The sequence below is a fragment of the Neoroseomonas terrae genome, assembly GCF_018129025.1.
GTDB classification, from domain to species: domain Bacteria; phylum Pseudomonadota; class Alphaproteobacteria; order Acetobacterales; family Acetobacteraceae; genus Neoroseomonas; species Neoroseomonas terrae.
In genome coordinates, this window is the sequence record NZ_JAAEDI010000014.1 from 43020 (window position 1) to 61272 (window position 18253).

At 69.6% G+C, this 18253-nt stretch carries 19 protein-coding genes; 9 read left to right on the forward strand and 10 right to left on the reverse strand.

The genetic code is table 11. The annotated features are described in order from the left end of the window. Window positions 1-37 precede the first annotated feature (37 nt). Together GXW78_RS14055 and GXW78_RS14060 are read right to left on the reverse strand one after the other, a co-directional pair. Window positions 38-1180: a PA0069 family radical SAM protein gene (locus GXW78_RS14055; RefSeq protein WP_211869458.1), complete on the reverse strand. Its 1143-nt coding sequence runs from the start codon at window positions 1178-1180 to the stop codon at window positions 38-40. Between the two features lie 176 nt (window positions 1181-1356). Continuing rightward, complete coding sequence (locus GXW78_RS14060; protein ID WP_211869459.1) at window positions 1357-1935, reverse strand: DUF4269 domain-containing protein; 579 nt, start codon at window positions 1933-1935, stop codon at window positions 1357-1359. 141 nt (window positions 1936-2076) lie between these two features. On the opposite strand from GXW78_RS14060, the gene mobB reads away from it, so the two are divergent. Beyond that, entirely contained in the window at window positions 2077-2607 is a 531-nt protein-coding gene (mobB, locus tag GXW78_RS14065) for a molybdopterin-guanine dinucleotide biosynthesis protein B (protein ID WP_338147750.1), read from the forward strand. A 25-nt stretch (window positions 2608-2632) separates the two neighbouring features. Further along, window positions 2633-2992 carry a hypothetical protein gene (locus tag GXW78_RS14070; protein WP_211869460.1) on the forward strand — a complete coding sequence of 120 codons (360 nt, stop codon included), beginning with the start codon at window positions 2633-2635 and terminating at the stop codon, window positions 2990-2992. Window positions 2993-3162: 170 nt separating this feature from the next. Here the strand turns inward: GXW78_RS14070 and mobA are convergent, their stop codons facing one another. The 4 genes from mobA to GXW78_RS14090 all read right to left on the reverse strand — a co-directional run bounded on the left by mobA (window position 3163) and on the right by GXW78_RS14090 (window position 6063). Further along, window positions 3163-3780 (reverse strand): molybdenum cofactor guanylyltransferase MobA, encoded by a 618-nt coding sequence (mobA, locus tag GXW78_RS14075; protein WP_211869461.1) that lies wholly within the window; start codon window positions 3778-3780, stop codon window positions 3163-3165. 315 nt (window positions 3781-4095) lie between these two features. After that, on the reverse strand, window positions 4096-4698 hold the full coding sequence (locus GXW78_RS14080; protein ID WP_211869462.1) for a cysteine peptidase family C39 domain-containing protein: 603 nt from the start codon (window positions 4696-4698) through the stop codon (window positions 4096-4098). Next, window positions 4695-5492, reverse strand: a complete 798-nt coding sequence (locus GXW78_RS14085; protein WP_211869463.1) for a creatininase family protein — start codon at window positions 5490-5492, stop codon at window positions 4695-4697. Before GXW78_RS14085 ends, GXW78_RS14080 begins: the two co-directional genes overlap by 4 nt. A 1-nt stretch (window position 5493) precedes the next feature. Then, window positions 5494-6063 carry a peroxidase-related enzyme gene (locus GXW78_RS14090; RefSeq protein WP_211869464.1) on the reverse strand — a complete coding sequence of 190 codons (570 nt, stop codon included), beginning with the start codon at window positions 6061-6063 and terminating at the stop codon, window positions 5494-5496. 323 nt (window positions 6064-6386) lie between these two features. Here GXW78_RS14090 and GXW78_RS14095 point away from each other — a divergent pair, with 323 nt between their 5' ends. Then, a complete protein-coding gene (locus GXW78_RS14095) occupies window positions 6387-7331 on the forward strand; it encodes a hypothetical protein (RefSeq protein WP_211869465.1) in 945 nt (314 codons plus the stop codon). Between the two features lie 442 nt (window positions 7332-7773). Here the strand turns inward: GXW78_RS14095 and ftsY are convergent, their stop codons facing one another. The 3 genes from ftsY to dapF form a co-directional block, all read right to left on the reverse strand. Further along, window positions 7774-8730: a signal recognition particle-docking protein FtsY gene (gene ftsY / locus GXW78_RS14100; RefSeq protein WP_246522189.1), complete on the reverse strand. Its 957-nt coding sequence runs from the start codon at window positions 8728-8730 to the stop codon at window positions 7774-7776. A 278-nt stretch (window positions 8731-9008) separates the two neighbouring features. Next, the gene (gene mtaB, locus GXW78_RS14105) at window positions 9009-10277 is read right to left on the reverse strand and encodes a tRNA (N(6)-L-threonylcarbamoyladenosine(37)-C(2))-methylthiotransferase MtaB (RefSeq protein ID WP_211869466.1); all 1269 of its coding nucleotides are present in this window, start codon (window positions 10275-10277) and stop codon (window positions 9009-9011) included. Then, window positions 10274-11104: a diaminopimelate epimerase gene (gene dapF / locus GXW78_RS14110; RefSeq protein ID WP_211869467.1), complete on the reverse strand. Its 831-nt coding sequence runs from the start codon at window positions 11102-11104 to the stop codon at window positions 10274-10276. The genes mtaB and dapF overlap by 4 nt, the downstream gene beginning before the upstream one ends. A gap of 140 nt (window positions 11105-11244) precedes the next feature. Here dapF and GXW78_RS14115 point away from each other — a divergent pair, with 140 nt between their 5' ends. Beyond that, window positions 11245-11838: a hypothetical protein gene (locus tag GXW78_RS14115; RefSeq protein WP_211869468.1), complete on the forward strand. Its 594-nt coding sequence runs from the start codon at window positions 11245-11247 to the stop codon at window positions 11836-11838. A gap of 9 nt (window positions 11839-11847) precedes the next feature. Here GXW78_RS14115 and GXW78_RS14120 read toward each other — a convergent pair whose 3' ends face one another. Next, window positions 11848-12447, reverse strand: a complete 600-nt coding sequence (locus tag GXW78_RS14120) for a protein phosphatase CheZ (RefSeq protein WP_211869469.1) — start codon at window positions 12445-12447, stop codon at window positions 11848-11850. Between the two features lie 166 nt (window positions 12448-12613). Between GXW78_RS14120 and rpmI the strand changes: the two genes are divergently transcribed. From rpmI to GXW78_RS14145, 5 genes are all read left to right on the forward strand, one after another. After that, a complete protein-coding gene (gene rpmI / locus GXW78_RS14125) occupies window positions 12614-12820 on the forward strand; it encodes a 50S ribosomal protein L35 (protein WP_211869470.1) in 207 nt (68 codons plus the stop codon). 15 nt (window positions 12821-12835) lie between these two features. Further along, window positions 12836-13192 carry a 50S ribosomal protein L20 gene (gene rplT / locus GXW78_RS14130; protein ID WP_211869471.1) on the forward strand — a complete coding sequence of 119 codons (357 nt, stop codon included), beginning with the start codon at window positions 12836-12838 and terminating at the stop codon, window positions 13190-13192. 108 nt (window positions 13193-13300) lie between these two features. Beyond that, window positions 13301-14380, forward strand: a complete 1080-nt coding sequence (pheS, locus tag GXW78_RS14135) for a phenylalanine--tRNA ligase subunit alpha (protein ID WP_211869472.1) — start codon at window positions 13301-13303, stop codon at window positions 14378-14380. A 234-nt stretch (window positions 14381-14614) separates the two neighbouring features. Then, a complete protein-coding gene (gene pheT, locus GXW78_RS14140; RefSeq protein WP_211869473.1) occupies window positions 14615-17137 on the forward strand; it encodes a phenylalanine--tRNA ligase subunit beta in 2523 nt (840 codons plus the stop codon). 19 nt (window positions 17138-17156) lie between these two features. Further along, window positions 17157-18221 (forward strand): acyltransferase family protein, encoded by a 1065-nt coding sequence (locus GXW78_RS14145; RefSeq protein ID WP_211869474.1) that lies wholly within the window; start codon window positions 17157-17159, stop codon window positions 18219-18221. The last annotated feature ends 32 nt before the right edge of the window (window positions 18222-18253 follow it).

The following is an 18253-nucleotide window of genomic DNA, read 5'->3' on the forward strand; positions in this document are numbered from 1 at the left end:
CCGGGGCGGAGTGGGGCTCAGTCTCTCCGCCACTTCTTCAGAACAACGCGAGCTGTGCCTGCTTCGGCTCTGCACCGGGCACCGCCGGCACACGGAACTGGCTGCAATCCAACCCGCCGACGCCACCACCGCGCCGCTCCAGGCCGAGCCGCTTCGCCGCCACCGCGAAGCGCTGCGCCAGGAGGTCGGCATAGGCGCCGGTGCCTTTCTGCCGCACGCCGAAGCGGCTGTCGTACAGAGCGCCGCCGCGTGTCTGGCGGATCAGCGACAATACCCGCGCCGCGCGGTCGGGCATGTGCCGCGCGAGCCATTCCTCGAACAGTTCCTTGATCTCGAGCGGTAACCGCAGCAGGACGTAGCCCGCGTGCGACGCGCCGGCGGCTGCGGCGCGTTCCAGGATCGTCTCCAGCTCGGCGTCGTTCACGGCGGGGATCATCGGCGCGGCCAGAACGGCGGTGGGTACGCCGGCGGCGGTAAGGTCCCGCACCGCGGCAAGCCGCCGTTCCGGCGATGCCGCGCGCGGTTCCATGATGCGTGCGAGCCGTGCATCGAGCGTGGTGATCGACAGGCAGACCCGCACCAGGTTGCGCCGCGCCATGTCGGTGAGGATGTCGAGGTCGCGCAGCACGCCGGCCGATTTCGTCACGATCGTGACGGGATGGTTGAAACGGTCCAGCACCTCCAGCACGCCGCGCGTCAGCTTCAGCGTGCGTTCCACCGGCTGGTAAGGATCGGTGTTCGCACCCAGCGCGATGGGCTTGGCTTCGTAGCCGGACTTGCGCAGTTCCTTGTCCAGCAGCGTAGCGACGTCGGGCTTGAAGAGTAGGCGTGTCTCGAAATCCATCCCCGGCGAAAGGCCGAGATAAGCGTGGGAGGGGCGCGCATAGCAGTAGACGCAGCCATGTTCGCAGCCGCGATACGGATTGATCGAACGATCGAAGCCGATATCGGGGCTCTGGTTCCACGCCAGCGCCGACTTCGCGGTATCCTTGGTGAGCGTGGTCGGCAGCGGCGGGAGGTCGGCGAAGGCGGCCTCCAGCGTACCCCAGCCGTCATCGAAGGCCTCCCGCGCGCTGTGCTCGAAGCGGACAGGCGGGTTGAGGCCGGCGCCGCGGCCCTTGCGCGCCAGCGGCGGCAGGCCGTGTTGGGGACCGAGCGTCGGAAGACTGCCGTCGGGCATGGCGGGCGTCCTTTGTCCGTGAGGGGACGGGGATCATGTTCCCGTTGTGTTCTTCATCATCCTGCGCGGGGCGGTGGCAGTCGTCAAGAACATAATGGGAACAAATGATTAAGGCGCGCGTGCCTCAGTGAGGGAAAATCAGGAACATTGCGACGGGAGCAGCGGCGTTCCAGCGATCAGAAGTGCAGCCCCTGCGCCATGGTGGTCGCATGCTCGAGGAGTTGGACGTAAGGATCGCCCGCCGGCAGGCCGAGCGCCGCGGCGAAGGCCGGTTCGGTCTTCATGCCCTGCCGCTTCAGTGCACGAACGGCAAGGCGCAGCGGCTCGCCATGCCGCCACAGCAGGAAGTGCTCCGCGCGCAGGTGCCGATGGCCGAACTGGTCGCGGGGCGGCACGGGCTGGCCGAAGATCTCGATGGCATGGCCGCCGGCCTCGAAGCCCAGCACAAGTGTGGGCTGTCCCCCCAGCGTGAACAGGCGGTCGCGCAGGCCGGTCTCTGCGCCGAAGGCGGCCCGGATCGACTGGCGCGAGGCAGCCGGATCGGGCAGGTGGCAGGCGATGTCGAGGTCGCTGCCAACCACGGCGAGCCCGAGCGGGAAAGTGCCGATCAGCAGCGGCCCAAACGGTTCCAGGCGACCAAAGACATCGGCGGCCTCCAGCGCGGCGATCGCCGCGGCGCCCTCGGGCCAGGGCGCGAGCAGACCGCGCCAGTCCCGCCAGTCCGGCTCGACATACGCTCCCTTCGCCCCGGCCACCCTTCCGTCCACCCGTGCCCCGACACGCCGCCTGTAGCTGATGCATGACCGCTCGGCGACGATTGACCGCGCGCCGCCCGCGCCGCACATGTGAAAGGCGCGTGGCGCAGGCCGCGCGCCGAACGTCATTCGGGAGCGGACGTGACGCGCATCATCGGCCTCGCAGGCTGGAGCGGCGCAGGCAAGACCACGCTGATGGTGAAGCTGCTGCCTCGGCTGATCGGGCAGGGCCTGTCGGTCTCCACGTTGAAGCACGCGCATCACCGCTTCGATGTGGACGTGCCCGGCAAGGATTCCTGGGAACACCGCAAGGCCGGGGCGCAGCAGGTGATGGTGGCATCCGGCGCGCGGTGGGCGCTGATGACAGAACTCCGCACGGCACGGGAGCCGACGCTGCCGGAACTTCTCGCGCGGATGGACCCGGCTGACCTCATCATCGTCGAAGGCTTCAAGCGCGACGCCCATCCGAAGATCGAGGTGCATCGCGCTGCCAACGGCAAGCCCTGGATGCGGCCGGAGATGCCGGGGATCGTGGCCGTCGCTTCGGACATCGCGCCGCCCTATGACCTGCCGCATGCGCTGCTCGACGATGTCGAGGGCGTCGCCGCGCTCGTCCTCGCTCATGCGAGGTCCGTCGAGACGATCGCCTGGGCGCAGCGTCAGGAAGCCTGATGGGCCGCATGGCGGACAAGCTGACGTGACGGCGACTTCCTCCGGTGTCCTGCTCTGCCTTCTGGCGGTGATGCTGCTCCGGCACGATCTGCGAGGACTGTGGCGGCGGCTGCGCTGGCGGCGGGCGCGCGCGACGGTCCTGTACCAGTCGACCTCGGCCGGCCCGGCCTGGCGTTTCGACTTCGTCCTGCCCGATGGTTCGCCTGTCAGCGTGCCGACCAACGACCTGCGCGGTTTGGCGCGGCGGGACGGACCCGGGCCGGTGACAATCCTCTACGACCCGCACGCGCCGGGGCGGGAGGTCGAGATTCCAGGCGGCAGCGCCCTGCGGCTGGCTGTGGGGCTTGGACTAGCGGCGCTCGGGCTCTCGCAGATTCTCGGCTGATCACGTGGCGAGGCTTAGGACGGACGCAACGCTCGCCCGCCTGCGCCAGGGGGCGAGCCGTTCCTTTGCCGGCCGCCGCGTGTGGCCGCGACCTCCTCCGGCAGCGCCGCGCCAGCATGCGCGGCCGGGGGCGTCCGTTCGGCACATCGCGCGCCGAGGTCCGGCGCAGCTCATGGCTCAACCTCGGGCAGGAACGCCTCCGCCGCCGCCAGGTCCGCCGGCGCATTGGCGTTGAAGAAGGGATCCACCGGTCGATCGGGCCATTCGGCTTCCGCGCAGCCATGGCCGCCTGCCCAGCGGGCGACCTTGCGCTCCCCGGCGGCAAGGGCGTCGGCGAGATCCGCGCGCAGCGCAACGGGCCATAGTCCGACAGGCGGGTGCGTCCGGTGCCCTGAGCGCGCACAGGCGATCGGCAACCCCGCAGCCTTCCGTGCCGCATGCAACCGCGCCACCAGGTCCAGCGGGATGAACGGCGAATCCCCGGGTACCGAGATCACCCAAGGGAGGTCGGGCCGGTGCTCCGCCGCCCAGTCGAGCGCGGCCAGGATACCGGCCAAGGGCCCCGGATGGTCCGGTAGCCCATCAGCGACGACGGGCAGCCCATAGGACCCGAAGCGCGATGGATCGCCGTTCGCGTTCAGGATCACCACCGCGACCTGCGGCGCGAGCCGGCCAAGCGCATGGTCCAGCATCGGCCTGCCGCCGAGATGCCGCAACGGCTTGTCCCCGCCGCCCATCCGGCGCGCCAAGCCGCCCGCCAGCAGCACGCCCAGCGTGTCAGAGCGCATGGAGGTCGTCATCCATGCGGAGGACATTGGATGATCCCGGGGAGAATTGCAGGGGCTTGGCCGCTGCACGCTGCCCGCCCGAGGCCGGAGGCCCCGCCAACGCCAGCTGGCGCCGCGCGGCCGGGTGGGGAAGGGTGCCGAGGCCCGCCTTCGCGCGTGAAATGCGCGGTCGCGATCTCCCGCGCCAACAGATTGCGGTCCAGGTGCTCCAAGCACCTGGCGGGGTGGTTCGGAGGGGCAGGGCCCCTCCGATGGCGGCGGCTACAGGCGACAAGGTCATCAGGAGGGCCTTTGGAAACCGACGCCCGGCGCGCGCTATCCTTCCAGCGCGATCCCCCGGCCGGCGTAGAAGCGATCGAACGCGCTGACCGGCAGCCGCACATCCTGTCGCGACGCCGGCGTATCGCCGGAGGGGTTATGGAAGCGCAGCGCGCCGTCGGCAGCGGCGAAGACCAGCACCAGGTGCCCGCCGCGCGATGGCGGCTCGATGCTTGGCTGGCGGATCGAAGGATGCACTGACGCGATGAACATCCCGCGGCCGCTCACCTGCGCCGAGATCGCCGCGGCCGGGACATCGATGCGGACCGTGGCGGGGATGCCGTAGGTCTGCTGCAACCAGGCGGCGGCCGGGGCGTAGATCAGGCCGCGAATGCCACCATCGCGCTGCAGCACATAGCCGCCGCGCGACGTCAGTTCTCGCGCCAGGTCGAAGGCGCGCGGCGGCACGATGCCGCGGGCGGCCAGCACCATGCGCAGGCAGGCGACGCCGCAGAGATGGTCGGCCCAGCGTTCGTAGTCGGCGGCGCCGGCCGCGCCCGAACGCGGCCAGAGCGGATCATCGGCTGCCCGCAACCCGCCTGCGAGGACCGCGCCGATCCGCTCCGCCGATTCCCATTGCCCGTAATACGGTGGGATCACCGCTTCCCCTGGGCCCGGCCGCGCTGCCAGACATCGTCCGGCGGCGACCAGTTGGATGTCTCGCGAAGCTCCCTGGCGAGACCTTCGGCCATGGCCTCGAAGATCACCTTGCCTTTCTCGGGCGTTGCGGCGCGGGCATCGCCGCGCACGCCGGTGACGGGCGCGCGTTCGGAGAAGGACCAGAAGCGCGAGGACACCTGGCTGCCGGCATCGAAGTTCCCGGGGGAGACCGAGTTCGCGATCTCCTCCATCCGGACCTGCGATGGGTCGAGATGCATCCAGATGCTGGTCTCGCCCTCGCAGGCGTGATGGATCGCCTTCTGCGCCGTCAGCGCAGCGGAGATCGCGGCCGGTGCGACCTTGGTGATCGTCGTCGTCAGCACCGGGATGCCGAATTCATGCGCGAGCTCGCGCGCCGAAACCGCCAGCGGATCGATGTTGCCGCCATGAGAGTTGAACAGCATCACCTTGCTGAAGCCATCCGCGAGCAGAGACTTCACGATGCAGCGCAGGATGCCGGCGAAGGTCGCGTAGTCCACGCTGATCGTGCCGCCGAAGGGGAAATGGTGCTCCGACAGGCCGAGCCACATCGGGGGCAGGACCACCGCGGGCAGGTCCGTGCTGAGTTCCGCCGCGCGCACTGCCACCGAATGGCCGATGAAGCTGTCGGTCCAGACCGGCAGATGCGGGCCGTGCTGCTCCAGGCTCGCCACCGGCACCACCACCACGGCGTTGCGGTCAGCGAGTGCGCGAAGCTGCGGCGCGGTCAGTCGTTCCCAGCGAACCTCGGTCATGTCAGCCCCTTCCCATGGCGTAGAATTCGTCATTGGGCCGCAGATTGGTGACGTTGGCCAGACGGTTCGACATGCCGAAGAAGGCGGCAATGGCGGCGATGTCCCAGATCGCCTCGTCGTCGAAGCCGGACTGACGCAGGGCGTCGTGGTCGGCGTCGTTCACCTCGTTGGCGCGCTGCGTCACCTTCATCGCGAATTCCAGCATCGCCTTCTGCTTGTCGGTGATGTCGGCCTTGCGCCAGTTGGCGGTGATCTGGTCGGCGATCAGCGGGTTCTTCGCGCGGATGCGCAGGATCGCGCCATGCGCGACGACGCAGTACTGGCACTGGTTCAGCGAGGAGACGGCGACGACGATCATCTCGCGCTCCGCCTTGGTCAGACCCTCCGACTTGTCCATCAGCGTGTCGTGATAGGCCATGAAGGCGCGGAATTCCTCCGGCCGATGCGCGAGCATCAGGAAGACGTTGGGGACGAAGCCCGACTTCTCCTGCACGGTCAGGATGCGGGTGCGGATATCCTCGGGCAGCGTGGCGATGTCGGGGATCGGGGTGCGAGCGATGGGCTTGTTCATCGGTTCCGTCCTGGCGTTCCTGCCGAGGGGTGTCGCGCCGTGAGGCGGCGGTGGCAAGGGGCGCGGTCGGCGCGGTGGGCGATCCGGGGAGGGAATGTGGGCCGTGGACCTTCTGCTGATCGCCGTCCGGCTCGCGGTTCCCGCGCGATGGTGTAGGTCATCGTTCCATGGCGATCGTCAGCGCCGCGCAACCGGCCGGTCGCGGTCCAGCGGGGCCGCGGCGCGCTGATAACGGCCCCGTCGGGCGGCATTGCGCCGCCGTCCACCGGTCACGATAGTTCCCTCGCACCAGGCCTTGCCGGGCCATGAGCGGAGGGTTTCGGATGGCATCGAGGCATGGAATGCTGGCCCGGGCGGCGCTCGTCGCCCTGCCGCTGCTGCTGGCCGGCGCGGCGGCACGGGCGGATGCGGTTGACGATCTCAACGCCGACTTCCATCAGACCTACGAGGCCGCGCGCACGCACCTTTTCGCCGCGCAGCGCGCCGCCGTCCCGCTGCTGGTGAACCGCTTCGACCAGATCGCACTGTATCGTCCGGGCATCGACCAGCCTGAGATCTTCAACGTCGACCAGACTGCGTTCAACCGCGTGCGCTCCGTCGCGCACAGCGCTGCGGCCCTCTATCTGCGACTGGTCCCCTTCGGCTTGGGGCAGCTGGACGCGGCGCGGCTTGACTGGCTCGCGGGGTTCGAACGCCGGCTGACCGCGGCAGAGACCGAAACCGCCGCCAAGGCAGGACTGTCGGCCGAACAGCGCGCCGCCGAGCTGGGCCTGCTCGCGGAAGTGCGGCGCTTCACGCAGCGCATCCGCCAGCGCGGCGAGATCGATCAGCCGCTGCTCGACGAATACCGCGACGCGGTGCGGCCGGGGATTGCTCGGTGCTTCCACATCGCGGCCGCGGCGCAGCTGGATCAGTTCCGCGCGCAGCTCGACCGCTGGCGCGCGGCTTATCCGACGCTGGCCTGGGACCGCGCCCTGGGCCTCGTGATGGCCACGCACCAGCCGCGGCGCCTGTATCTGCAACGCCAATTATTCGACTGGCTGCTGCGCGACGATCCGGAACGCGAGGATCGCGTGGTCGTCGCCGAGACGCTGACCGGCACCCCGCCACTGGAGCAGGGCGTGTCACCCGAAGCAATGCGGCTGCTCTCCGCCGTGATGCTGGACAAGGTGCTGGCCGAGGGCGTCCTCGGCGATCCGCTGGCGTTGCAGAGCGATGCGCTGGGGCCGGCGGCGCAGGAGATCATTCGAAGCTGGCCGCCGCCGTGACGCGCGGCGCTCCCTTGCCTGGCCAGGTAACGGCTCTCCGCGACAGTCGCCCTGTAGCCAGGGAGTTGGGGTCCAGGCATGTCGACGCAGTGAGGTTTGGCGAGGGGCGCGGCCATTTGCGCGACGGTGGATCGGAGAGGGGCTCTGCCCCTCTCCGAGCCTCACCCCGCCAGGCCATGGATGGCCTGGACCGCCATCATTTGGCGCCGGGCGCGAAGGTCATTCCCCCGATCTAAAACCCCTTCGGTGCGCAGAGCCGTATGACGACAATGGTCCGACCCTGCGCGCGCAGCACCAGGTTGAGGTTTGCAAAGGCCCTTCGGCCTTTGCCGGGGCAGGGTTCGGGAAGGGGCGGCGCCCCTTCCTGATCCGTCCGCTGCGGCAACCCTGACGTCAACGCGCCAGCGCCGCCTCTCCAATTCCCGTCGGCCGCGGGCGATCGTCAGTCCAGCCCGAGCAACCCGCGCGAGAATTCCCGTGCCGAGAACGGCCGCAGATCCTCCGCCTTCTCGCCGACGCCGACGACATGCACGGGCAGTCCGAATTCCTGTGCCAGTGCGACGACCACGCCGCCCTTCGCGGACCCGTCGAGCTTTGTTACCGCCAGCCCGGTGACGTCGACCATCTCCTTGAACACCTTCACCTGCTGCACGGCGTTCTGGCCGGTGGTGGCGTCCAGCACGAGCAGAACGGAATGGGGTGCGCCAGGATCGACGCGGCGGATGATGCGGATGACCTTCCGCAGCTCCTCCATCAGCGCCGACTTGTTGTGCAGCCGGCCGGCGGTGTCGACAAGCAGCACGTCCAGCGCTTCCGACCGTGCAGCAGTCAAAGCATCGAAGGCGAGGCCGGCCGCATCGGCGCCCGCCTTGGCAGGCGGGAAGAAGCGGGCGCCGGTGCGGTCGGCCCAGACCTGAAGCTGCTCGACGGCGGCGGCACGGAAGGTGTCGCCGGCGACGAAGCCGGTCCGCAGCCCCTGGTCGCGATACTGCTTGCCGAGCTTCGCGATCGTCGTCGTCTTGCCGGTGCCGTTCACGCCGACGACCAGCACGACATGCGGGGCGCGGGAAGTATCGAGCACCAGCGGCTTTGCGACGGGGGCGAGGATCTCGCCGATCTCCTCGGCGAGGGTCGCCTTCACTTCCTCGTCGGTGACTTCCTTGCCGAAGCGAGTCTTGCGGAAGCCCTCGACGATGCGTTGCGACGCCGAGACGCCGAGATCGGCGGCGATCAGCGTCTCCTCCAGTTCCTCCAGCGCTGCGTCATCCAGCTTCCGCTTCGTGAAGACGGCGGTGACGCTGTCAGTCAGCTTGGCGGTGGAGCGAGCGAGACCCGCCTTCAGACGTGAGAACCAGCCCTGGCGGGCTGGTTCCTCGGCGGTCGGTGGGGGGGCTTCCATGGGGGGAAGCTGCGATGGTGGCGGCAACTCCACGGGTGGGGCGTCCGCCGGTGGTTCCCGCATGGGCGGCGGGGTTTCCCGGGGTCGTTCCGGCGTCGGGTCCTCGACCGGCGGCGGCGGCTCGGCGGGCGGTTCCGGCGGGCGCGGCGGCGTCTCAGGCGGGGGCGAGGGCGGCGGCTGAGGCGGCCGGATGGGCTCGCTCGGCGTGGGATCGGGCGGCTGGCCGGGCTGGGCCGGGTCACTGCCGCGCATACGGTTCCAAAGGTCGCGCAGCGCCATCAGGCGGCCTCCGCCAGCAGCGTGTCGTGGGCGGCCGCCGTCACCCGCAACCGGCGGATCTCGCCGGGTCGCACGACACCCCGCGCCAGGCGCAACGGGGCGAATTGCTGGGTATGGCCGCGGTCTTCGTGTTCGAAGAGCACGTCTTCCTCCTGTCCGATGCGCGCGGTGAACAGCCGCGCCGCTGCCTTGGCCCCGGCCTCGCGCAGGCGGGCCGCGCGTTCGCGGCGAACCGGCACGGGCAGCTGCGGCATCCGCGCCGCAGGCGTGTCGGGACGTTCGGAATAGGGGAACACATGCAGGAAGGAGAGGTTGCAGGCCTCGACCAGCGAGAGCGTGTCGGCGAAGTGGGCTTCCGTCTCGGTGGGGAAGCCGGCGATGAGGTCGGCGCCGAACACCATGTCCGACCGCAGCCGACGCGCGCGGTCGGCCAGCGCGATGGCATCCGCCCGCAGGTGCCGCCGCTTCATCCGCTTCAGGATCAGGTCGGAACCGTGTTGCAGCGACAGATGCAGATGCGGCATCAGCCGCGGTTCCTCGGCGATCAGCCGCCAGAGATCGTCATCGACCTCCACCGGATCGAGCGAGGACAGCCGCAGCCGCGGCAACTCGGGCACCAGCGCCAGCAGCCGCCGCACCATCTGCCCGAGCGTCGGCCGTCCCGGGAGGTCGGGACCGTAGGAGGTGATGTCGACGCCCGTCAGCACGATCTCGCGATAGCCGGCGGCGACCAGGGCGCGCACCTGCTCGACGATCGCGCCCATCGGCACGGACCGGGACGGGCCGCGGCCGAAGGGAATGACGCAGAAGGTGCAGCGATGATCGCAGCCCTGCTGGACCTGCACGAAGGCGCGGGCGCGGCCAGCGAATTCGGTGACGAGATGCGCGGCCGTCTCGGTCGCGGCCATGATGTCCGTGACCGGGGCAGGGGGCGCGTCGAGCGCCGCCCAGGTCTCGGGCTTCAGCTTGTCGGCATTGCCGATGACGCGCTCGACGCCGGGGATCGTGCCCCACTTCTCCGGCGCGATCTGCGCGGCGCAGCCGGTGACGATGATGCGCGCGCCGGGATTGTCGCGATGGGCACGGCGGATCGCCTGGCGGGCCTGGCGTTCGGCCTCGGCGGTGACGGCGCAGGTGTTCACGACAATGGCGCCCGCGTGCCCGGCCTTTGTGGCCAGATCCCGCATCGCCTCGGATTCGTAGGTGTTCAGCCGGCAGCCGAAGGTCAGCACGCTGACCGGCGCCGCATCCTCCGGCGCCGCCGTCATGCCGCCAGCGCCTCGAGGTCCAGCGTGCCGGTGAAGCTGGTGGCAACGGGGCCGGTCATCAGCACATGGCCGTCGCTCTCGCGCCATTCCATGATCAGGTCGCCGCCGGGCATCGTGACCGTCGCGCGGCGCTGCGTCAGGCCGCGGCGCACGGCGTTCACGATCGCAGCGCAGGCACCGGACCCACAGGCGAGGGTCAGCCCGGCGCCCCGTTCCCAGATGACCAATCGCATCCGGTCCGGTGCCGTGACCTGCGCGAAGCCGATATTGGCGCGTTGCGGGAAGATCGGGTCGTGTTCGAGGCGCGGGCCGATCTCGGTGACCGGCACGGCGTCCAGGTCATCGACGAAGAACGTCGCGTGCGGATTGCCCATGGAGCAGGCCGCCGGGTCGCTGACCGGGCCGAGGGCGAGCGGCAGGTGCAGCGTGTCGACCTCCCGCGCCAGCGGCACGTCCTGCCAGCCGAGACGCGCCGGGCCCATATCCGCGCGCCACAGCCCGCCGGGTAGCCGTTCCACCGGCAACTCGCCGGCGATGGTGCGCACAACCACGCGGTCGGCGCCGCGTTCCTCCGCCACCAGGGCGGCGATGCAGCGCGTCGCATTGCCGCAGGCGCCGGCCTCGGACCCGTCCGGATTCAGGATGCGCATGAAGACATCCGCGCCGGGGGCGGGCGGCTCCATGACGATGAACTGGTCGCAGCCGATTCCGAAATGACGGTCCGCGACAGCAGCAGCGCGCGCGGGCGTTACCGGCAGCGTGGCGGCGCGCCCGTCCAGCACGACGAAGTCGTTGCCGAGGCCGTGCATCTTGCGGAAGGGAACCATAACGTGAGCGCATATAGAGTGCCGCGCGGTTCCCCGGAACCCACGTCTCGCGCAGGGCTGCCCGTTCGCGGCGGTGCAGTGCCCGCATGCTGCCATGGTTGGCGGGTTTATGGCCTCCAAGCCCCCATGGAGACCGAGCGATGCGATCCATCCCCTCGGGCCTGCTGGCCCTTCTTCTGACATCCGGCGCGGCGCTGGCCCAACCCGCCACCGCGCCCAATACCGCCGCTGCCGCGGCCCTTCAGCGCGCGCAGGCCTTCATCGCATCCAGCGGCTGCCCGAGCGCCACGGCGCGGCCCGCTGCCCCGCCCGCCCGCTTCACCGACCCGACGGTGCGGGAGGCGACCTACCATCGCATCCTCATCGAAGGTTGCGGGCGCCGGATGCAGCGGAACTATCTGGCCGTGGTGATGCCGGACGGCGCTTCCCGCATGGTCGAGACCTTGCCCGGCACGACGGTGACGGACCCTGTACTGCAACGGGACGCGATGCAGGCAGCCACGGCCGCGGCCCGCGTGGCGGCGCCCAACTGCCAGCAGATCAGACCGCAAGCGGCCGATTTCGACGGGCAGGACAGTGAGTCAACCGCGACCCGCCGCACCCGCGCCTGGACCGAGAACTGGGTGTTCGAGGCGTGTGGCCAGATGCTCGCCGTGCCGATGCGGTTCACGCCGAGCCCGAGGGGCGGCACGGATTTCAGCGCGAGTTCCTCCGCGGTGCGGCGGTTGAACTGACGCGGCGGGTCAGCCGTTCAGCAGGCGGTCGATCTCGGCCTGCGCGAGGTCGGGGCCGGCGCTGGCAGGGTCGGCAACGGTCGGCGAATGGCCCACCACTTCCAGCTTCGGCGTCGCGACGGCCGGGCTGCCGGGCATCAGCCCTTCCAGCATGGTCTCCACCTGCTGAAGCTGCTTGATCGCCCGGCGGATGCGCTGGCCGGTCAGGTCCTGGAAGGAGCAGGCCTGGAAGATGGCGTTCACCCGCTCGGTCAGAGCCGCCGTATCGCCGCTGCCCTCGTCCAGCCAGGTCTGGATCGCCTCCGCCGCTTCCAAGATGGTGTCGGCCGCCGATTCCGTGGCGTTCACCACGGCTTCCAGCTCCAACCCGGAGTTCCGCGCTCCATGTGCCGGGATGGCGATCAGCCGCGCGATCTGGGCATGGACCTCGGTAATTCGCGCCCCCAAAGCCTCCTCCGTCATGCCCATCAGTTGGACAGAGGCGGACAACTCGGCGCTCAGTTCCGCGATACGACGGTCCATGAAGGCGCGCAGCCCGGCGAAATGGGGGGCGAGCGCCTGATCGAGGCTGGTGTCCAAGGGCGTCGGTTCCGTCGCGGCGGCGGGCATGGCCACAGGAAACACCAAGGAATGTGAAGGTCCGGTTGCCACGGGCCGGGGCAGGGGCTATACGCCCCGCCTCCCGCGTCGTGGCCCCATGGACATGCCCGGCCGGGAATGCGCGTCCCCATTGCATGGTGCGGCGGGGCGCGCCGACCCCGAATAGGAGGGCCAAATGTCCAAGATGAAGACGAAGTCGAGCGTGAAGAAGCGCTTCCGACTGACCGCCAGCGGCCTGGTCAAGGCCGGCGCCGGCAACAAGCGCCACATGCTGACCGCCAAGACGACCAAGATGAAGCGGCAGAACCGCGGCATGTACGTCCTGGACAAGCAGGACGGCGACACCGTGAAGCAGTGGCTGCCCTACGGGCTGGACCGGTAAGGAAGGGGACGCACCATGGCTCGTGTTAAGCGTGGCGTCACCAAGCACGCCCGTCACAAGAAGGTCCTGAAGCTCGCCGAGGGCTATGTCGGCCGCTCCTCGACCGCCTATCGCCCCGCGCTCGAGCGCGTCGAGAAGGCGCTTCAGTACGCGTACCGCGACCGCCGCAACAAGAAGCGCGAGTTCCGCGGCCTGTGGATCCAGCGCATCAACGCGGCTGTCCGCGAGCACGACCTGACCTATTCCCGCTTCATGGCGGGCATCAAGGCGGCGGGCATCGAGATGGACCGCAAGATGATGGCGGCGCTCGCCTTCGACGAACCGGCGGCCTTCGCGGCGCTGGTCGAGCAGGCGAAGGCGAAGCTCGCCTGACCCCTCGGCGCGGGGGTTCCCCTGCGCCGTTTCAGCGTTTAGCAGAGGGCCGCTTCCCGGGTGACCGGGGCGCGGCCCTTCGTGCATTTGTCGGACATGAACGCCCCCATGAGTGACGACCTCGCTTCCCTGCAGGCCGAGACCGAAGCCGCCCTGGCCGCCGCGACCGATCTGCGCGCGCTGGATGCCGTCCGCGTGGGCGTCCTCGGCAAGTCCGGCAGCCTGACGGGGCTGTTGAAGGGCCTCGGCGCCGTGCCTGCAGACCAGCGCAAGGAACGCGGCGCCGCGCTGAACCGGCTGAAGGGCGGGATCGAGGCGGCGCTGGAAGCCCGCCGCGTCGTGCTCGATGCGGCCGCTCTCGACGCCCGCCTCGCCGCCGAACGCATCGACGTCACCCTGCCTCCACGCCCCTCCGCCCCCGGCACCGCCGCCGATGGCGGCATTCACCCCATCGCGCGCACGATGGAAGAACTCACCGCCCTGTTCGGCGCCATGGGCTTCGCCGTCGCCGAAGGCCCCGACATCGAGGGCGACTGGCACAATTTCGGCGCGCTCAACATTCCCGACCACCACCCGGCACGCCAGGACCACGACACCTTCTACCTGCCGGAAGTGAATGGCCGCCGCCCCGTGCTGCGCACCCACACCTCTCCGGTGCAGATCCGCACCATGCTGTCCCAGGAACCGCCGATCCGCGTCATCGTTCCCGGCCGCACCTACCGTGCCGACCACGACGCCACGCATTCCCCGATGTTCCACCAGGTCGAAGGGCTGGTCATCGACCGCGGCATCACCCTCGGCCACCTCAAGGGCTGCCTGATCGACTTCCTGCGCGCCTTCTTCGGCATCGCCGACCTGCCGGTGCGGTTTCGCAGCAGTTACTTCCCCTTCACCGAGCCCTCGATGGAAGTGGACATCGGTTGGTCGCGGAAAACCGGCGAACTCGGCAAGGGCGGCGACTGGCTGGAAATCCTCGGCTCCGGGATGGTGCACCCGAAGGTGCTGGCGAATTGCGGCATCGACCCGCGCGAGTGGCAGGGCTTCGCCTTCGGCATGGGCATCGAACGCATCACCATGCTGAAGCACGGCATCCCTGACCTGCGCCCGTTCTACGAGGCCGATATCCGCTGGCTGCGCCACTACGCCGCGAACCCGCTGGCGCCGGCGACGCTGCATGAAGGGGTGTGACAGGTCGGGGGAAAGTATTCCCCCGAATCCCCCTTCTATTTTTGTCTGTTGGACTGGTGCGCTGGGCGCAGCGGGTGGTCACGATCCCCGTACGACGCGCCGAGCACCAGGTGAAGGTTTCCAAAGGCCTTTCGGCCTTTGGTGGGGTGGCTTGGAGGGGCACAGCCCCTCCAATCGTCACCCCACCACGATGCTCACGAGGCCCCGCCTCGTCACGACCACGAGGCCGACGCAATGAAGTTCACGCTTTCCTGGCTGAAGGACCACCTCGACACGGATGCGTCCGTCGAGGACATCGCCCGCACCCTCAACGCCATCGGCCTTGAGGTCGAAGGCATCGAGGATCGCGCGGCGGCACTGGCCACCTTCCGCATCGCGCGCGTCATCGAGGCGACGCAACATCCGAACGCCGACCGCCTGCGCCAGCTCCGCGTCGATATCGGCGATGGCGTCGAGCGGTCCGTCGTCTGCGGCGCGCCGAACGCGCGCACCGGGCTGATCGGCGTCGCGGCGCTGCCGGGTGAATTCGTACCGGGCACCGGCGTCACGCTGAAGGTCGGCGAGATCCGCGGCGTGAAGTCGGAAGCGATGATGCTGTCGGCGCGAGAGATGGGACTCGGCGACGATCACTCCGGCATCGTCGATCTGCCGGCGGATGCGCCGGTCGGTGCGTCCTACGTGAAATGGGCTGGCCTCGACGATCCGATCATCGAGATCAGCGTCACGCCGAACCGCGGCGATGCGCTGTCGGTGCGTGGCGTGGCGCGGGACCTGGCGGCGGCGGGGATCGGCACGCTGAAGCCGTGGTCCGCACCCAAGGTCGCGGCGACCTATGACACGCCGCTGACCTGGACCATCGAGGAACCGCGCGCCTGCCTCTGGGTGTTGGGTCGCGCGGTGCGCGGTGTGAAGAACGGGCCCTCGCCGAAGTGGCTGCAGGACCGGCTGACGGCGATCGGGCTGCGGCCGATCTCGGCGCTGGTGGACATCACCAACTACTTCACCTTCGACCTCGGCCGGCCGCTGCATGTGTTCGACGTCACGAAGGTGAAGGGCACGACGCTCGCGATGCGCATGGCGCGGGATGGCGAGACACTGCATGCCCTGAACGGCAAGGAGTACGCGCTGACGGCCGAGGACGGCATCATCGCCGACGAGGCCGGGCCGGAAGCCCTCGGCGGCGTGATGGGCGGCGAGCCGTCCGGCTGCGACGAGAACACGACCGAATGCTTCATCGAATGCGCGCTGTTCGATCCCGTGCGCGTCGCGCTGTCCGGGCGGCGGCACGACCTGCGCAGCGATGCTCGGTCACGCTTCGAACGCGGCCTCGATCCCGCCTTCCTGCCGGATGCGCTGGAAGCCGCGACGCGCATGATCATCGAGCTTTGCGGCGGTGAGGCGAGCAGCGTCTCCGAAGCCGGTGCGGAACCGGCGTGGCAGCGCAGCGCGACGCTGCGCTTCGAGCGCATCGCCGGGCTCGGCGGACTTCAACTTGCCGAGAACGAGATCGTCGATCGCCTCACGCGCCTAGGTTTCGCCACAGAGAGCCGCGAAGCAGACCGCGTGACAGTCGCGGTTCCCTCCTGGCGCAACGACATCGCCTCCGATCTCTCGGCCTATCGCGCCGGGGGCGGCGCGTTGACGCAGTTCGACGGTCTTGATCCCGCGCGAGCGGCGAAGGCGGCCGAGGGCTGCGCGGCGGTCGAGCCGGAAGCGGATCTGGTCGAGGAAGTGCTTCGGCTCGGCGGTCTCGATGCCGTGCCGCCGGTGTCGCTGCCGGTCGCGGCGGTGATCCCTGCCGCGTCGTTCACACCGAAGCAGGTGCGGGCGGCGCTCGCGCGTCGCGTGCTGGCGGCTCGCGGCATGCAGGAAGCCGTGACCTTCGCCTTCATGGAGGCGAAGACGGCGGCGCTGTTCGGCCCCGCCGCGGAGCGGCAAACGCCATGGTCTCCGCCGGATGCGCTGCATCTGGTGAACCCGATCGCCGCTGATCTCGATCAGATGCGGCCGACGCCGGTCGCTTCGCTGCTGCTGGCGGCGGCACGCAACGCGGCGCGCGGCTTCGGTGATGTCTCCCTGCATGAACTCGGCGCGAGCTATCGCGATGTCATGCCGGAGGGACAACTCGCTGTCGCTGCGGGCGTGCGGCATGGCGCGACGCCGCGGCATTGGGCGGAAGCCTCGCGCGGCGTCGATGCGATGGATGCCAAGGGCGATGCCATTGCCGTGCTCGCCGCGCTTGGCGTGCCGATGGCCGCGCTCCAGGTCACGATGGATGCGCCGGGCTACTATCATCCGGGCCGCTCCGGCGTCGTGCGGCAGGGTCCGAAGACGGTGCTCGCCACCTTCGGCGAGATTCATCCGACCGTGCTCGCCGCGCTCGACCTGCCGGGCCCGGCTGTGGCCTTCGAGGTCTTCCTCGATGCCATCCCCGAGCCCAAGCGCCGCAAGAAATCCGCGCCCGACCTGCCTGCCTTCCAGCCGCTGCGCCGTGACTTCGCCTTCATCGTCGATGAATCCATCGCCGCCGAGACGCTGCTGCGCGCCGCGCGCGGTGCCGACAAGGCGTTGATCGCGGACGCCGCGCTGTTCGACGTCTATCGCGGGAAGGGCGTGCCGGACGGGTCCAAGTCGCTCGCCATCCAGGTGACGATCCAGCCCCGCGAGGCGACGCTGACTGACGCGCAGATCGAAGCCGTGGCCGACCGGATCGTCGCCGCCGTAACCAAGGCGACGGGTGCGGCGTTGCGGGCATGACAGCAACGAGGATGGGCGTTTGGCACGTGAGAACAACCTGGACGCCGTGCGGCTTGGTGCGGCGATCCTCGTCATCATCGGCCACGCCTATCTGCTGAGCGGCGGCGACGCGCCGGGCTTCGGCGGCCGCCCGATCCATACGCTGGGTGTCTGCATCTTCTTCGCCCTCAGCGGCTATCTGATCGCGACGAGCTGGCTGCGCGATCCGGACATGTGGCGGTTCCTGACGCGCCGCGTGCTGCGCATCCTGCCGGCGCTCGCCGTGGTGGTGCTGGTTACCGCGCTGTTGCTGGGCCCCGTCGTGACGGACATGCCGGCGCGGGACTATTTCCGCAGTCCGGATTTCTTCCGCTATTTCCTCAATCTCGTGCTGTATGTGCGGCTCGGGCTGCCGGGCGTCTTCGACGGCACGCCGCATGCGAATGTGGTGAATGGCAGTCTCTGGACCCTGCCGGTGGAGTTCTCTCTCTACCTGCTGCTGCCATCCCTGATCGCGCTGGCCTGGGTGTGGCGGGTGCGGAACACGCCGCTGCCCTTCCTGCTGGTCGCGACCGCGGCCTGCGCGTGGTTGCAGTTGCGCTTCCTGCACAGCGGGCAGCGTCCGCCGGAACTCGTCATCCTCGGCACGGAGTTCTGGGCGGCCTTCGATCTCGCACCGTATTTCCTGATCGGCGCCTGCCTCGCGGTGGCGAAGGCGGAGCGGCTGCTGCATCCGCTGATGGCGCCGGCGGTGCTGCTGGCCGTGCTGGTCCTGGGCCGGGATGCGACCTCGCAGGAAGCACTGCTGCTGTTCGCCGTGCCGGTGGCGACGCTGTCGATCGGGCTGGCCCGCATGCCGGTGGCGCACCGGGCCGGCCGCTGGGGGGACCTGTCCTACGGGCTGTATCTCTGGAGCTTCCCGGTGCAGCAGCTGCTGCTCGATCGCTTCTCGGTGTCCGGCGCAGGCTGGGACGATCTGCTGCTGGTCTTCGCCATCTCCGCGACGCTCGCCTTCGCCTCCTGGCATCTGGTCGAGAAGCAGTTCCTCAGCTTCAAACCGCGGCGCGCGGCACCGCAGCCCGTCGCGGTCGCGGCCGAGGACTGATTTCCTCCCCGAAGCAACCGTCCTACACCGGT

Bases quoted from the DNA above. Each gene is read 5' to 3' on its own strand.
- GXW78_RS14095 (WP_211869465.1), top strand. From the start codon at position 6,387: ATGGCATCGAGGCATGGAATGCTGGCCCGGGCGGCGCTCGTCGCCCTG.
- mobA (WP_211869461.1), bottom strand. From the start codon at position 3,780: ATGCGCTCTGACACGCTGGGCGTGCTGCTGGCGGGCGGCTTGGCGCGC.
- GXW78_RS14120 (WP_211869469.1), bottom strand. From the start codon at position 12,447: ATGCCCGCCGCCGCGACGGAACCGACGCCCTTGGACACCAGCCTCGAT.
- GXW78_RS14055 (WP_211869458.1), bottom strand. From the start codon at position 1,180: ATGCCCGACGGCAGTCTTCCGACGCTCGGTCCCCAACACGGCCTGCCG.
- pheT (WP_211869473.1), top strand. From the start codon at position 14,615: ATGAAGTTCACGCTTTCCTGGCTGAAGGACCACCTCGACACGGATGCG.
- GXW78_RS14085 (WP_211869463.1), bottom strand. From the start codon at position 5,492: ATGACCGAGGTTCGCTGGGAACGACTGACCGCGCCGCAGCTTCGCGCA.
- ftsY (WP_246522189.1), bottom strand. From the start codon at position 8,730: ATGGAAGCCCCCCCACCGACCGCCGAGGAACCAGCCCGCCAGGGCTGG.
- rplT (WP_211869471.1), top strand. From the start codon at position 12,836: ATGGCTCGTGTTAAGCGTGGCGTCACCAAGCACGCCCGTCACAAGAAG.
- pheS (WP_211869472.1), top strand. From the start codon at position 13,301: ATGAGTGACGACCTCGCTTCCCTGCAGGCCGAGACCGAAGCCGCCCTG.
- GXW78_RS14115 (WP_211869468.1), top strand. From the start codon at position 11,245: ATGCGATCCATCCCCTCGGGCCTGCTGGCCCTTCTTCTGACATCCGGC.
- rpmI (WP_211869470.1), top strand. From the start codon at position 12,614: ATGTCCAAGATGAAGACGAAGTCGAGCGTGAAGAAGCGCTTCCGACTG.
- dapF (WP_211869467.1), bottom strand. From the start codon at position 11,104: ATGGTTCCCTTCCGCAAGATGCACGGCCTCGGCAACGACTTCGTCGTG.
- GXW78_RS14090 (WP_211869464.1), bottom strand. From the start codon at position 6,063: ATGAACAAGCCCATCGCTCGCACCCCGATCCCCGACATCGCCACGCTG.
- mtaB (WP_211869466.1), bottom strand. From the start codon at position 10,277: ATGACGGCGGCGCCGGAGGATGCGGCGCCGGTCAGCGTGCTGACCTTC.